Raw genomic sequence first — 14,044 nt, 5'->3', positions numbered from 1 at the left:
TTTCGTTGCGGCGTCCGAATCAGAACGCCGGCAATACCGCGCCTTTGTACTTCTCGGTAATGAATTTCTTCACTTCCGGGCTGTGCAGGGCGGCGGCCAGTTTCTGCATGGCGTCGCTGTCCTTGTTGTCCGCGCGGGACACCAGGATGTTCACGTACGGCGAGTCGTTGCCTTCGATAACCAGCGCGTCCTTGGACGGATCCAGCTTGGCTTCCAGCGCGTAGTTGGTGTTGATCAGTGCCAGGTCGACCTGGGTCAGCACACGCGGGATGGTCGCAGCTTCCAGTTCACGGATCTTCAGGTCTTTCGGGTTTTCAGCGATGTCCTTGACGGTCGACAGGATGTTTTTCGAGTCTTTCAGTTTGATCACGCCCGCCTTGTCCAGCAGCAACAGCGCACGGCCGCCGTTGGTGGCGTCGTTCGGGATCACCACGTTGGCACCGCCTGGCAGGTCTTCGATTTTCTTGATCTTGCTCGAGTAGGCGCCCAGCGGCTCCAGGTGTACGCCGGTCACGGCAACCAGGCTGGTGCCCTTGGCCTTGTTGAACTCATCGAGGTACGGCTGGTGCTGGAAGAAGTTGGCATCCAGACGCTTTTCAGCCACCTGCACGTTCGGCTGGATGTAATCGGTGAAGACCTTGACCTTCAGATCCACGCCCTCTTTGGCCAGTGCCGGCTTCACGAATTCGAGGATTTCCGCGTGCGGCACCGGGGTGGCGGCAACGGTCAGGGTTTCAGCGTGAGCCGAAAAAGCGGCTACGGCAGCGAAAGCAGCGATCAGTTTTTTCATTCAGCTAACTCCTTTTGAGATGCCCGTGTGGCACCTGCCAGCGAATGGCCGGCTCATTTTTTGATTACCAAACCGGGTTATTTGCGCGAGAAATGTACGACCAGTCGGTCGCCGACCATTTGCAGCACCTGCACCAGAATCAGCAGCAACACCACGGTCACGATCATCACGTCAGTCTGGAAACGCTGATAGCCGAAACGGATCGCCAGGTCACCCAGGCCACCGGCGCCGACCACACCGGCCATCGCCGTGTAGGAAACCAGTGTAATCGCCGTCACCGTAATCGCTGCGAAGATGCCCGGACGGGCCTCCGGCAGCAAGGCGTTCATGATGATCTGGCGAGTGGTAGCGCCCATCGACTGGGTCGCTTCGATGATGCCGCGATCGACTTCACGCAGGGCGGTTTCCACCAGCCGCGCGAAGAACGGCGTTGCACCCACCACCAGTGGTGGAATCGCACCGGCCACGCCCAGCGAGGTGCCGGTGATCAGCACGGTGAACGGGATCATCACGATCAACAGAATAATGAACGGCAGCGAACGCAGGATGTTCACCACCAGCGACAGCAGCGCATACACGCCTTTGGCTTCGAGCAACTGACGCGGGCTGCAGAGGAACAGCAGCACGCCCAGCGGCAGGCCGAGCAACACGGTGAACAGCAGCGAACCGCCGAGCATCATCATGGTGTCGCCGGTGGCCAGCCAGATTTCGTACCAGTCGATATTGGTGAAGAAACTCATCAGGTCTGCCATTAGCGCAACACCTCCATGTGAACGTCAGCGGCGGTGAAACGGGCGAACGCCGCGTCCATGTCGCCACCGGTGACGGCGAGGGTCAATTGCCCGTAAGGAATGTCTTTGATGCGGTCGATACGACCGGCCAGGATGCTGTAGTCCACGCCGGTTTCCCGGGCGACGGTACCCAGCAACGGCGCGTAGGTCGCTTCGCCCTGGAAGGTCAGACGCACGATGCGGCCCGGCACGTGAGCGAAGTCATCGCGCTGCTCGCTCTCGTCGATCTGCTCGTCTTCCTGAACGAAACGCTTGGTGGTCGGGTGCTTCGGATGCAGGAACACCTCGGCCACCGAACCTTGTTCGACGATCACGCCGGCGTCCATCACCGCCACCTGATCGCAGACACGGCGAATCACGTCCATCTCGTGAGTGATCAGGACGATGGTCAGTTTCAGCTCGCGGTTGATCTCGGCCAACAGTTGCAGGACCGACGCCGTGGTCTGCGGGTCGAGAGCGCTGGTGGCCTCATCGCACAGCAGGATTTTCGGCTTGGTCGCCAGGGCGCGGGCGATGCCGACGCGCTGCTTCTGGCCGCCGGACAGCTGTGCCGGATACTTTTTGGCGTGATCGGACAGACCGACCCGCGCCAGCAACTCGGCCACACGCTGGTCGATCTCGGCGCGGGACAGTTCACCGGCCAGGGTCAGCGGCAGCGCGACGTTGTCGGCCACGGTCTTGGACGCCAGCAGGTTGAAGTGCTGGAAGATCATCCCGACCTGCTGGCGGAAACGGCGCAGGCCGTTGGCGTCCAGTGCGGTGACTTCTTCACCGTCGACAATGATCTTGCCGCCACTGGAATCTTCCAGGCGATTGATCAGACGCAGCAGGGTACTTTTCCCCGCGCCGGAATGGCCAATCAGGCCGAACACCTGACCGTTCTCGATGGAGAAGCTGGTCGGGTGCAGCGCGGTGATGTCCTTACCGGCGACGCGGTAAGTCTTATGGACGTTTTGAAACTCGATCACGTAGCGAACCTTGTGGGGCGCGTTGGAAAAGGATCAGCGGTTAGCCGGGCGCGCATTTTAGCCTGTCCGTATAGAGGTTCTTAGCATTTATTTCGCAATTAACCTTCGATTTGGCAATAACAGGACTAAAGGTCATAAAAAAGGAACGCCCAAAACCCTCGTCAGTCACTAGATAAGCGACTTGAAAACCCTGGGTGCCGTGCCCGGGAAACACTCAAGCGTCCCGGAGCTATCCCGGGACAGACAGGAGTTCACGACTGATGAGTACGAAAAAACCTGCCACAGACAAAAGCCAGATGGCCGGCACCGACACCCCGGATCGCGCCAACACCAACGCCAAACTCGACAGCCTGGAAAAATTCCGTTCCGACGCCACCGGCCAGGCCCTGCGCACCAATCAGGGCGTGAAGGTCGCGGACAACCAGAACACGCTCAAGGCCGGGCCTCGCGGACCGTCGCTGCTGGAAGACTTCATCATGCGTGAGAAAATCACGCACTTTGACCATGAGCGGATTCCCGAACGCATCGTCCATGCCCGCGGCACTGGCGCCCATGGGTTCTTTCAGAGCTACGAGAACCATTCGGCGCTGACCAAGGCCGGTTTCCTGCAGGATCCGGGGAAGAAAACCCCGGTGTTCGTACGTTTTTCCACAGTGCAGGGGCCTCGTGGCTCCGGCGACACCGTACGTGACGTGCGCGGTTTTGCCGTGAAGTTCTTCACCGACGAAGGCAACTTCGATCTGGTCGGCAACAACATGCCGGTGTTCTTCATTCAGGACGCGATCAAGTTTCCCGACTTCGTTCACGCCGTAAAACCCGAACCGCACAACGAAATACCTACGGGCGGCTCGGCTCACGACACCTTCTGGGACTTCGTATCGCTGGTGCCGGAATCGGCGCACATGGTCATCTGGGCCATGTCCGACCGGGCCATTCCGAAAAGCCTGCGCAGCATGCAGGGCTTTGGCGTGCACACCTTCCGGCTGATCAACGCCGAGGGCAAATCGCGCTTCGTCAAATTCCACTGGCGCCCTACCGCCGGGACCTGTTCGCTGGTGTGGGACGAGGCGCAAAAACTTGCGGGCAAAGACACCGACTACCATCGGCGCGATCTGTGGGAAGCCATCGAAATGGGTGACTACCCGGAATGGGAACTTGGCGTACAGGTCATCGAGGAGGAAAACGAGCACGACTTCGATTTCGACATTCTCGACCCGACCAAACTGATCCCCGAGGAAATCGTGCCTATCACGCCGCTGGGCAAGATGACCCTCAACCGCAACCCGGACAACTTCTTCGCCGAGACCGAGCAGGTCGCGTTCTGCCCCGGCCATATCGTACCGGGCATCGACTTCTCCAATGACCCGCTGCTGCAAGGCCGGCTGTTTTCCTACACCGACACGCAGATCAGCCGACTCGGCGGGCCGAACTTTCATGAGTTGCCGATCAATCGCCCGGTGGCACCGTTCCACAACGGCCAGCGCGATGCCCAGCACCGCACGGTGATCGACAAGGGCCGGGCCTCTTATGAACCCAACTCCATTGATGGCGGCTGGCCGAAAGAAACTCCGCCGGCTGCACAGGACGGCGGGTTCGAGAGCTACCCGGAACGCATCGACGCCAACAAGATCCGCCAGCGCAGCGAGTCGTTCAGCGATCACTTCTCCCAGGCGCGACTGTTCTTCAAGAGCATGAGCAAGCACGAGCAGGAACACATCATCTCGGCCTACAGCTTCGAGCTGGGCAAGGTTGAGCGGGAACACATTCGTGTGCGGGAGGTGAACGAGATTCTGGCCAATATCGATCTGGAACTGGCCAAGCGTGTGGCTGCGAATCTTGGTCTTCCGGCGCCAGCCAAAGGCACGGTCGAGGTGCGCAAAACATCTTTGGATCACTCACCGTCCCTGAGCCAGGCCAACCTGTTGCCGGAGAATATCAAGACGCGAAAAGTGGCGATTCTGGCGGCAAACGGCGTCGATGGTGCCGCAATTGATGCAATGAAGAAGGCTCTGGCGGCAGAAGGTGCACACGCCAAGCTGCTCGGCCCGACTTCGGCGCCGGTGAAGACCGCCGATGGCAAAAGCCTGGCGGTGGATGCATCGATGGAGGGTTTGCCATCGGTAGCGTTCGACGCGGTGTTCGTGCCGGGTGGCGCGGCGTCGGTCAAGGCATTGAGCGGTGACGGCGTGGCGTTGCATTACCTGCTGGAGGCGTACAAACACCTGAAGGCGATTGCGCTGCATGGCGAGGCCAAACAGTTGCTGGACGTGCTGAAGCTGGAGGCGGATGCGGGGTTGCTAGAAGGCAAGGATGTTGGCGCGCTGACCAAGCCATTCTTTGCTGCGATCGGGCAGCATCGGGTCTGGGATCGGGAGCCTAAGGCCAAGGCGATTCCGGCTTGATAGTTTTGTAATGTCTGAAATAGTCATCGCGAGCAGGCTCGCTCCCACAGGAATCACGTTGTACCTGTGGGAGCGAGCCTGCTCGCGATTTCTTATGGCTTGCGAGGACTCAAGACCACTTGAGCGGGAATGCTGCGCAGGATCTGTTTTTCGATCTTCAGATCGAAATCCGGATCGAGCTTCTTCACGCGCTTGGTGATCAACGTCGCCAGCCACGGGTAATCATTGGTGCGCGGGGCCTGAATGCTCACCGCACAGTCGTAATTCACCACATCGGCGGCGATCGCATCGAGTTGACGGCGAAGTTTGCGGCTATCGTTGATATTCAGCGCAACCGTGGTGCTCTCGGCGGTCGGATCGATCACCTTGGCCTTCGGCTTGGCTTCGGCGGCCTGGAGCGCTGCCTCGGCTTTCTCCAGCTCAGCCTTGCGCGCCTGGGTGATGGCGCCATTGACGCCGCCGGTCAGCGCCGGGGCCTTGGGCATCAGCGCGCGGGCGCGGGCCAAAGCGGTTGCGGCAGCATTCACATCGCCCTTCTGCAGGACAATCTGGCTGCGGCGCAGATAGGCTTCGGCCAACTGACGCTGGTATTGCTCAAGGGACTGATCGTTGGGTGTTTCGGCCTGCAAGGCTGCCAACTGGTCCTCGGCAGTGGCCAGTTCGCTGCTGGCCAGGCTTTGCTCCAGCTGTGCGATGGCCGTGGCCCGCGCATCGGGGGCTTCGGCCACCGGCGGCGTGCTTTGGCAGGCGCCCAGCAGCACTGAAAATGCGACAAGGAGCAGATAACGGGAGGCGAACGGCTTCATTCCTGCGACTCTCTATTTGCGCAAAAAACGAGCAAGTCTACACCCCTCGACGGGGCAGAACAAAACTCAGCAGAAACAGTGCGGCCGCCGTCACAACGATTGACGGGCCGGCCGGGGTGTCCTTGAACCAGGACAGCGCCAGCCCGCCACACACGGCAAGCATGCCCAGCAGGCTCGCGCCCAGTGCCATCTGCTCGGGCGAACGGGCGTGACGTTGTGCCGCAGCCGCCGGGATGATCAACAGCGACGTAATCAGCAACACACCGACGATTTTCATCGCCACGGCGATCACCACCGCAATCAACAGCATCAGCGCCATGCGCAGACCGGCCACCGGCAGGCCTTCGACCCGGGCCAGTTCTTCGTGCACAGTGATCGCCAACAACGGGCGCCACAGCGTCACCAGCAACACCAGCACCGCCGCGCTGCCGCCGAGGATCCACGCCAGATCGGTCGGGCTGATCGCCAGCAGGTCGCCGAACAGATAGGCCATCAGGTCGATCCGCACTTCATGCATGAAGCTTAGTACCACCAGGCCGAGAGAGAGCGTGCTCGGTGCAAGAATGCCCAACAGCGTGTCGGAGGCCAGCGGCTGGCGCTGTTGCAGAGTCACCAGCAGCACCGCCAGCAACAGGCAGCCCACGGTGACCGCCACGGTCGGGCTGACATCCAGCAGAAAGCCCAGCGCCACACCCAACAGCGCGGCGTGGGACAGGGTGTCACCGAAATAGGCCATGCGCCGCCAGACCACGAACGAGCCAAGCGGCCCCGCGACCACCGCCAGCGCCAGACCTGCAAGCAGGGCGTAAAACAGAAAATCAGCCATGCTTGCAGCTATCTCCGTGAACGTGAGGTTGGCCCGTCAAAGGCCCTTTGACCACTGAACCGTGCAGGTCGTGGGCGTGGTCGTGATGGTGGTGATAGACCGCCAGGCTCGGTGCGTGATTGCCGAACAGCTCGACGAAAGCGGGGTCGCCACTGACCTGCTCGGGATGCCCGGAGCAGCAGACGTGACGGTTGAGGCACACCACCTGATCTGTGGTGCTCATCACCAGATGCAAATCGTGCGACACCATCAACACGCCGCAACCGTGGCGGTCGCGCAGGCGAGTGATCAGGCTGTACAGCTCGGCCTGGCCGGCCACATCGACGCCCTGCACCGGCTCGTCGAGCACCAACAGTTCCGGCTCGCGAAGCAGTGCCCGAGCCAGCAGCACGCGCTGCATTTCACCGCCCGACACGCTTTGCACCGGGCTGTCGATGACGTGTTCAGCACCGACTTCCTTGAGCGCCGCCAGCGCACGCGGGCGATCGACGCCCGGCACCAGACGCAGGAAACGCAGCACTGAAAGCGGCAAGGTCGGATCGACATGAAGCTTTTGCGGCATGTAACCGACGCGCAATTTCGGCTTGCGCCAGACGCTGCCGCTGTCGGGTTTCAGCAACCCGAGCACGGCGCGAACCAGTGTGGTCTTGCCGGCACCGTTGGGGCCGATCAGGGTGACGATCTGCCCCGGCTCGACGCTCAGGTGAATGTTGTCCAGCACGTTCTGCCCGGCAAACCGGACAGCCACCTGCTCCAGACGGATCAACGCATCGCTCATCAAGCCCCCCGGCAACCGGAGCAGAGGCCGACCACTTCGACGGTCTGGGCTTCGACGATGAAGCCGACGTCCTTGGCGCTGTGGACAATCGCGTCGCTGATGGTTTTTTGTTCAAGTTCGATAGCGGCGTGGCACTCGCGGCAGATCAGGAACTGGCCCTGGTGCGAATGTTTCGGGTGTACACAGCCGACGAAAGCGTTCAGCGAAGAGATGCGGTGCACCAGGCCGTTTTCCAGCAGGAAATCCAGCGCGCGGTACACGGTCGGCGGCGCGGCGCGGCGGCCGTCCTGCTCGCTGAGCACCGCCAGAATGTCGTAGGCACCCAGCGGCTTGTGGCTCTGCCAGACCAGCTCAAGCACCCGCCGACGCAATGCGGTCAGGCGCAGACCTTTCTGTGCACACAAGGCATCGGCCTCGGACAGGGCGCTGTGGACGCAATGGGAGTGGTCGTGGGGACGGCTGGCAATCGGGGTAATAGGCATGAGCGGCGACGAGTTTGGTTAGAGACGTTATTATGTTACCCGTTCTCGCCTCCATGAGTGGTCATCGTGTCCCGACTTTTTTCTGTTTTTGTGGCATTTGTCGCCAGTTTTCTGCTGATCGGTTCGGCTCAGGCCGAAGTCAGAGTCCTCACCAGCATCAAGCCACTGCAACTGATTGCCGCTGCGGTGCAGGACGGCGTGGCGATTCCGGAAGTGCTGCTGCCGCCGGGGGCCTCGCCGCATAACTATGCGTTGCGCCCGTCCGATGTGCGCAAGGTGCAATCGGTGGACCTGCTGTACTGGATCGGCCCGGACATGGAAGGTTTCCTGCCTCGCGTGCTGAACGGTCGTACGTTGCCGAGCGTCGCCGTGCAGGACCTCCCGGGCATGAAGCTGCGCCGCTTCGCCGAAGACAGCCACTCCCACGCCGAAGACGCCGACGAACATGATCACGATCACCGCCCAGGTACTCTCGATGCGCATTTGTGGCTATCGCCAGTGAACGCGCGGGTGATTGCCGACAAAATGGCTGCTGACCTGAGCGCCGCCGACCCGGCCAACGCCGAGCGCTATCAGCACAACGCCAAAGCGTTCGACGAGCGTCTCGATGCGCTGGATCAGCGTTTGAAGAAACGTCTGGCCGGTATTGAAGGCAAACCCTACTTCGTCTTCCACGAAGCCTTCGACTACTTCGAAGATGCCTACGGCTTGAAACACACCGGCGTGTTCAGCGTCGCGGCGGAAGTGCAACCGGGCGCCCAGCATGTCGCGGCAATGCGCGCGCGATTGCAGGAAGTCGGCAAGACCTGCGTGTTCAGTGAGCCACCGTTGCGCCCACGCCTGGCCGAAACCCTGGTGGCGGGCCTGCCGGTGAAACTGGCGGAATTGGATGCGCTGGGCGGTTACACACCAGCGACGGCTCAGGGTTACGAGCAAGTGCTGGAGAAGCTGGGCAATGATCTGGCGGGTTGCCTCGAATCGCTCTGATACAAAAAAACCGCAGCCTGCGCAGGCTGCGGTTTTTTCTTTTACAGGGCGAAAGGTAGCGGTGTGCTGACCTGCTGACGCTGCGCCAGCCGCTGCTCGAACTCTTTCGGATCGTGAATCAGCACATCCTGCCCGGCGAACGATTCCGCCGCGATCAACCGCGACAGCCAGAACCGCACGCACGCCACTCGCAGCATGGTCGGCCACAGCTCGGCTTCGGCTGCCGTGAACGGACGCAGTGCCGCGTAGGCACCGAGCAAGGCCCGAGCACGCGGGCCGTCGATCAGTCCGTCATCGTCCGAACACCAGTCGTTCAAGGCAATCGCCACGTCATAAAGCATCGGCCCGGAGCAGGCGTTGTAGAAGTCGATCAGTCCGGTCAGGTGCGTGCCTTCGAACATCGCATTGTCACGGAACAGGTCGGCGTGGATGTTTGCCCGGGGCAGCGCGAGAATTTTCTCTTTCTGTTGGGTGATTTCGTCCAGCGCGCTTTGCAGCAGCGCGCGCGGTTCATCGCTCAGGTGCGAGAGAAACTGCGTGCCCTCTTCCAGCATCCAGTCCAGGCCACGATCGGTCTTGCGCTTGATCATCTGGTCACCCTGGGTCGCCAGGTGCAGATGGGCCTGCAAGTCACCGACCTGCGCGCAATGCTGGGCGTTGGCCTGCTTGATGTGTTTGCCCGCCAGGCGCGGTTGCAGCAGTGCCGGCTTGCCTTTCAGCTCGCGCAGGGCCACGCCGTCGGTGGTGCGTAGCGCGTAGGGCACCGGCAGATCGGCTTGGTGCAGGACGTCGAGCAGGTCGATGAAGAACGGCATTTCCTGCACCGGGCCACGTTCGACCAGGGTCAGGACGAACTCGCCCTTTTCCATGCTGATGAAGAAGTTGGTGTTTTCGCTGCCGGCGGCGATCCCCTGGAAATCGAGCAGACGGCCGAGCCCGTATGGGGCGAGAAAGGTTTCCAGCTCAGGCCGAGCCAGGGGGGTGAAGACAGACATGGTTAAAAACTGCTCAGTTCTGGCGCCGCCATCAAGCCGGCGCCGGTTGAAATTAAGAAACTACTTCCACTCGAAAATCTTCCACGCGGGGATCAGCATATCCGGCTGGTCCGAGCGGATGAAGTTTGCATCAGTACCGTCCGCACGCACCAGAAAATAGGGCGGGAAACCCTTCTGGGTCACCTTGATCGCGTACAGGAAACCGTTCTGCCGGTACTCCTGGATGGTCTTGTCACCCTCGGTGCGGATGGTGACTTCCGGCTCCGCTGACGGCGCATTATCCGCCGCGATCGCAGGCAACGGTGAGACAGCAATCAAACTGACCAGCAGCAAGCGATTTAACGTACGCATGATAACCTTGTCCCTTTGTCGTCAACGGTCCCGCTATTCTAGCGCCGGACCCGCCGAAAAGGTTGATCCTGCTCATGAGCCAAGCCCCCCTCGTCCTGGTGGACGGTTCGTCTTACCTGTACCGCGCCTTTCACGCGCTGCCACCGCTGACCACGTCCAAAGGCCTGCCGACCGGTGCGGTCAAGGGCGTGCTGAACATGCTCAAGAGCCTGCGCAAACAATATCCGGACAGCCCGTTCGCCGTGGTATTCGACGCCAAGGGCGGGACATTTCGCGATGAGATGTACGCCGAATACAAGGCCAACCGCCCGAGCATGCCCGACGACATGCGCCTGCAGATCGAGCCGCTGCACCAGAGCGTCAAAGCTCTGGGCTTCCCGCTGCTGTGCGTCGAAGGCGTCGAGGCCGATGACGTGATCGGCACGCTGGCCCGCAGCAGCGCCGCTGCCGATCGCCCGGTGATCATCTCCACCGGCGACAAGGACATGGCGCAACTGGTCGACGGCCACATTACCTTGGTCAACACCATGTCCGGTAGTTCGATGGATGTGGAAGGCGTGAAGGAGAAATTCGGCGTCGCTCCGGAGCAGATCATCGATTATCTGGCCCTGATGGGCGATTCTTCCGACAACATCCCTGGCGTTCCGGGCATCGGCCCGAAAACCGCGTCCGGCCTGCTGGTGGGCGTCAACGGCGGCCTGACCGAGCTGTATGCGCAACTCGACATTGTGCCGACCCTGCCGATTCGCGGCGCCAAGACCCTGCCAGCCAAGCTCGAAGAGCACAAGGAGATGGCATTCCTCTCCTATCAACTGGCGACCATCAAGGTCGACGTGCCGCTGGACATCGGCCTCGACGACCTGCAAATGGGCCCGGAAGATCCGGCCAAGCTGCTTGAGCTTTACACCCTGCTGGAGTTCAAGAGCTGGATCAACGATCTGGAGCGCGACGCCAAGCGTCTGGAGCTGAGCAGCGCTGTCGCGCCTGAACCGGCCGGCGATCTGTTCAGCGCGCCTGCGCAAGAAGCGCCTGCCGCTCCGGCTGAAGCCGCGTACGAGACCATCCTCGATCAGGCGCGCTTCGACGTCTGGCTGGAAAAACTGAAGAACGCCAAGCTGTTTGCCTTCGACACCGAAACCACCGGCATCGACGCGCAACAGGCGCAACTGGTCGGTCTGTCCTTCGCGGTGCAGGCCAACGAAGCGGCGTACATCCCACTGACCCACTCCTACATCGGCGTGCCGGAGCAGCTGGATCGCGACACCGTGCTGCGCGCTCTGAAGCCAATTCTGGAAGACCCGAACAAGCTCAAGGTCGGCCAGCACGCCAAGTTCGACATGAACATCCTGGCCAATTGCGCCATCGGCGGTGATCTGAATGAAGGCATCACCGTACGCGGAATTGCCTTCGACACGATGCTTGAGTCCTATGTGCTCAACTCCACCGCCACCCGTCACGACATGGACAGCCTGGCGCAGAAGTACTTGGATCACACCACCGTGAGCTTCCAGGACATCGCCGGCAAAGGCGCCAAGCAGCTGACCTTCGACCAGATCGCCCTGGAACAGGCCGGGCCGTATGCCGCCGAAGATGCCGACGTGACCCTGCGCCTGCACCAGACCCTGTTCGAAAAGCTCAGCGCCATCCCGAGCCTGGCCAGCGTGCTGACCGACATCGAGATCCCGCTGGTGCCGGTGCTCGCTCGCATCGAGCGCCAGGGCGCGTTCGTCGACGCTGAACTGCTCGGCATCCAGAGCATTGAGCTGGGCAACAAGATGGTCGCGCTGGAACGTGAAGCCTTCGAGATCGCCGGTGAAGAATTCAACCTCGGCTCGCCAAAGCAACTGGGCGTGATCCTCTACGAAAAACTTGGCCTGCCGGTGCTGAAGAAGACCGCCAAGGGCCAGCCATCCACCGCCGAAGAAGTGCTGGCGAAACTGGCCGAAGACGACCACCGCCTGCCAAAGGTGCTGATGGAACACCGTTCCATGAGCAAGCTGAAAAGCACCTACACCGATCGCCTGCCGGAGCAAATCAACCCGCGTACCGGGCGCATCCACACTTCGTACCATCAGGCCGTCGCGTCGACCGGTCGCCTGTCGTCGAGCGATCCGAACCTGCAGAACATTCCGGTGCGCACCGCTGAAGGCCGACGCATCCGCCAGGCGTTCATCGCACCGAAAGGCTACAAGCTGCTGGCGGCGGACTACTCGCAGATCGAACTGCGGATCATGGCCCATCTGTCCCGCGACGAAGGCTTGATGAACGCCTTCCGCAACAATCTGGACGTGCACACCGCCACCGCCGCCGAAGTGTTCAAGGTCGAGCTGAACGAAGTGTCCTCCGACCAGCGCCGTGGCGCCAAGGCGATCAACTTTGGCCTGATCTACGGCATGGGCGCGCAGAAGCTCGGCAAGGACATCGGCGTCGACACCAAGACCGCCAAGGCCTACATCGACACCTACTTCGCGCGCTACCCGGGCGTTCGTGAATACATGGATCGCACCCGCGCCCAGGCAGCCGATCAAGGCTACGTGGAAACAATCTTCGGCCGCCGTCTGTACCTGCCGGACATCAACTCCAACAAGCCGCAGGAACGCGCTGCCGCTGAACGCACGGCGATCAACGCGCCGATGCAGGGCACCGCAGCGGACATCATCAAAAAAGCCATGGTGGCGGTGGATAACTGGCTGACTGCGTCGGGGCTGGACGCCAAAGTCATTCTGCAGGTGCACGACGAACTGGTGCTGGAGGTTCGCGAGGATCTGGTCGATCAGGTTCGCGACGAAATTCGCGTGCACATGAGCGAAGCGGCGAAACTGGACGTGCCGTTGCTGGTGGAAGTCGGGGTTGGCAACAACTGGGACGAGGCGCACTGAGGCCTCTGGGACCGGATTTTGCCGCGACATGACGTCGCGGCAAACGCATCGGAAGGGGTTTAGTTCTGATCGCTCTTGGGCTTATTCCAAAGTTTTTTGAAAAGAATCTGAACTAATCTTGCGACAGGCCACTCAGAGATACTGAATGGCTGGTGAAGCCCTTCGATGCTCCTATGTTGTGTTAAGTGTTGGCAGATATCTGAACCCCGCCCTAGCGGTTCGGAACTTGAACCCCGGAACTTCTCCCTCCCCATATGAAGTCCGGGGCTTTTTTTTGCCTGCGATTTACTCGGCAGGCAACTCAGAGCCCTTATCCGCCAGTTCCATCCAGCCTGCCAGTTTGGTGTAAGCCTCTTCCAGGCCCATGCGTTTTGGTGCGGAGAACAGCTGGATTGTCACCAGGTCGCCCCACCCCTTACGGATTTCCGACTGCACCTTGAGCAGCGTGTTCTTGGCTGCGCCGTAGGTCAGCTTGTCCGCCTTGGTCAGCAGAATGTGCATCGGCATACCGGCCGCAACCGCCCAATCGAGCATCAGCAGGTCGAAGTCGGTCATTGGATGACGGATGTCCATCATCAGAATCAGCCCCTTCAAACTCTCGCGGCCACCGAGGTAAGCCTCGAGGTGACGCTGCCAGTGTTGCTTGAGCGGGATCGGTACTTTTGCATAACCATAGCCCGGCAGGTCGACCAGACGCCGTTCATCGTCTAGCTTGAAGAAGTTCAATAGCTGTGTGCGACCCGGGGTTTTCGAGGTGCGCGCCAGGCTGGCGTGAGTCAAAGTGTTCAGCGCGCTGGATTTACCGGCGTTGGAGCGACCGGCGAACGCCACTTCGAAGCCTTCGTCGTCGGGGCACTGATCGACTTTGGCGGCACTGAGCATGAACGTGGACTGTTGGCACAGGCCGAGGATGGGATTCTTGAGTTGCATGGGATTTCCGATGTGGGCGGCGCCGGGATTGGGCGCGGAACGCGGTGTCGCTTCCGTTT

General features: G+C 61.0%; 13 protein-coding genes. 3 read left to right on the top strand and 10 right to left on the bottom strand.

Annotated features, from left to right (window positions below; all coding sequences use genetic code 11):
• Nucleotides 1-19: 19 nt before the first annotated feature.
• From ACSPX5_RS24160 to ACSPX5_RS24150, 3 genes are all read right to left on the bottom strand, one after another.
• Nucleotides 20-790, bottom strand: a complete 771-nt coding sequence (locus tag ACSPX5_RS24160; protein WP_085713035.1) for a MetQ/NlpA family ABC transporter substrate-binding protein — start codon at nucleotides 788-790, stop codon at nucleotides 20-22.
• 77 nt (nucleotides 791-867) lie between these two features.
• Nucleotides 868-1,542, bottom strand: coding sequence for a methionine ABC transporter permease (locus ACSPX5_RS24155; protein ID WP_065260662.1), 675 nt, complete (start codon nucleotides 1,540-1,542; stop codon nucleotides 868-870).
• The gene (locus tag ACSPX5_RS24150; RefSeq protein ID WP_169428261.1) at nucleotides 1,542-2,549 is read right to left on the bottom strand and encodes a methionine ABC transporter ATP-binding protein; all 1,008 of its coding nucleotides are present in this window, start codon (nucleotides 2,547-2,549) and stop codon (nucleotides 1,542-1,544) included. The genes ACSPX5_RS24155 and ACSPX5_RS24150 overlap by 1 nt, the downstream gene beginning before the upstream one ends.
• Before the next feature lie 194 nt (nucleotides 2,550-2,743).
• Between ACSPX5_RS24150 and katE the strand changes: the two genes are divergently transcribed.
• Entirely contained in the window at nucleotides 2,744-4,951 is a 2,208-nt protein-coding gene (katE, locus tag ACSPX5_RS24145) for a catalase HPII (protein WP_323159615.1), read from the top strand.
• 92 nt (nucleotides 4,952-5,043) lie between these two features.
• On the opposite strand, the gene ACSPX5_RS24140 is transcribed toward katE, so the two are convergent.
• The 4 genes from ACSPX5_RS24140 to zur are packed head-to-tail and all read right to left on the bottom strand — an operon-like array spanning nucleotide 5,044 to nucleotide 7,843.
• Nucleotides 5,044-5,757, bottom strand: coding sequence for a PA5502 family lipoprotein (locus ACSPX5_RS24140; protein WP_169428259.1), 714 nt, complete (start codon nucleotides 5,755-5,757; stop codon nucleotides 5,044-5,046).
• A gap of 37 nt (nucleotides 5,758-5,794) precedes the next feature.
• Nucleotides 5,795-6,583, bottom strand: coding sequence for a zinc ABC transporter permease subunit ZnuB (znuB, locus tag ACSPX5_RS24135; protein WP_065260666.1), 789 nt, complete (start codon nucleotides 6,581-6,583; stop codon nucleotides 5,795-5,797).
• Complete coding sequence (gene znuC / locus ACSPX5_RS24130; protein ID WP_169428258.1) at nucleotides 6,576-7,361, bottom strand: zinc ABC transporter ATP-binding protein ZnuC; 786 nt, start codon at nucleotides 7,359-7,361, stop codon at nucleotides 6,576-6,578. Before znuC ends, znuB begins: the two co-directional genes overlap by 8 nt.
• A complete protein-coding gene (gene zur, locus ACSPX5_RS24125) occupies nucleotides 7,361-7,843 on the bottom strand; it encodes a zinc uptake transcriptional repressor Zur (protein WP_011331783.1) in 483 nt (160 codons plus the stop codon). The genes znuC and zur overlap by 1 nt, the downstream gene beginning before the upstream one ends.
• A 66-nt stretch (nucleotides 7,844-7,909) precedes the next feature.
• On the opposite strand from zur, the gene ACSPX5_RS24120 reads away from it, so the two are divergent.
• Nucleotides 7,910-8,830 (top strand): zinc ABC transporter substrate-binding protein, encoded by a 921-nt coding sequence (locus tag ACSPX5_RS24120; RefSeq protein WP_207867336.1) that lies wholly within the window; start codon nucleotides 7,910-7,912, stop codon nucleotides 8,828-8,830.
• A 41-nt stretch (nucleotides 8,831-8,871) separates the two neighbouring features.
• On the opposite strand, the gene ACSPX5_RS24115 is transcribed toward ACSPX5_RS24120, so the two are convergent.
• A complete protein-coding gene (locus tag ACSPX5_RS24115) occupies nucleotides 8,872-9,825 on the bottom strand; it encodes a homoserine kinase (protein ID WP_169428256.1) in 954 nt (317 codons plus the stop codon).
• 60 nt (nucleotides 9,826-9,885) lie between these two features.
• Nucleotides 9,886-10,176, bottom strand: coding sequence for a DUF2782 domain-containing protein (locus ACSPX5_RS24110; protein WP_323159617.1), 291 nt, complete (start codon nucleotides 10,174-10,176; stop codon nucleotides 9,886-9,888).
• A 74-nt stretch (nucleotides 10,177-10,250) separates the two neighbouring features.
• On the opposite strand from ACSPX5_RS24110, the gene polA reads away from it, so the two are divergent.
• Nucleotides 10,251-13,055 carry a DNA polymerase I gene (gene polA, locus ACSPX5_RS24105; protein WP_439820391.1) on the top strand — a complete coding sequence of 935 codons (2,805 nt, stop codon included), beginning with the start codon at nucleotides 10,251-10,253 and terminating at the stop codon, nucleotides 13,053-13,055.
• Nucleotides 13,056-13,340: 285 nt separating this feature from the next.
• Here the strand turns inward: polA and yihA are convergent, their stop codons facing one another.
• On the bottom strand, nucleotides 13,341-13,985 hold the full coding sequence (gene yihA, locus ACSPX5_RS24100) for a ribosome biogenesis GTP-binding protein YihA/YsxC (protein WP_169428254.1): 645 nt from the start codon (nucleotides 13,983-13,985) through the stop codon (nucleotides 13,341-13,343).
• Between the last annotated feature and the right edge of the window lie 59 nt (nucleotides 13,986-14,044).

It is taken from the genome of Pseudomonas sp. HLG18, assembly GCF_051903985.1.
GTDB classification, from domain to species: Bacteria; Pseudomonadota; Gammaproteobacteria; order Pseudomonadales; family Pseudomonadaceae; genus Aquipseudomonas; species Aquipseudomonas fluorescens_BT.
The sequence above is the reverse complement of the archived record's forward strand: the minus strand, read 5'-3'. Positions and strand labels throughout refer to the sequence as shown.

Bases quoted from the DNA above. Each gene is read 5' to 3' on its own strand.
- zur (WP_011331783.1), bottom strand. From the start codon at position 7,843: ATGCCTATTACCCCGATTGCCAGCCGTCCCCACGACCACTCCCATTGC.
- yihA (WP_169428254.1), bottom strand. From the start codon at position 13,985: ATGCAACTCAAGAATCCCATCCTCGGCCTGTGCCAACAGTCCACGTTC.
- ACSPX5_RS24140 (WP_169428259.1), bottom strand. From the start codon at position 5,757: ATGAAGCCGTTCGCCTCCCGTTATCTGCTCCTTGTCGCATTTTCAGTG.
- znuB (WP_065260666.1), bottom strand. From the start codon at position 6,583: ATGGCTGATTTTCTGTTTTACGCCCTGCTTGCAGGTCTGGCGCTGGCG.
- polA (WP_439820391.1), top strand. From the start codon at position 10,251: ATGAGCCAAGCCCCCCTCGTCCTGGTGGACGGTTCGTCTTACCTGTAC.
- ACSPX5_RS24115 (WP_169428256.1), bottom strand. From the start codon at position 9,825: ATGTCTGTCTTCACCCCCCTGGCTCGGCCTGAGCTGGAAACCTTTCTC.
- ACSPX5_RS24160 (WP_085713035.1), bottom strand. From the start codon at position 790: ATGAAAAAACTGATCGCTGCTTTCGCTGCCGTAGCCGCTTTTTCGGCT.
- ACSPX5_RS24110 (WP_323159617.1), bottom strand. From the start codon at position 10,176: ATGCGTACGTTAAATCGCTTGCTGCTGGTCAGTTTGATTGCTGTCTCA.
- ACSPX5_RS24155 (WP_065260662.1), bottom strand. From the start codon at position 1,542: ATGGCAGACCTGATGAGTTTCTTCACCAATATCGACTGGTACGAAATC.
- znuC (WP_169428258.1), bottom strand. From the start codon at position 7,361: ATGAGCGATGCGTTGATCCGTCTGGAGCAGGTGGCTGTCCGGTTTGCC.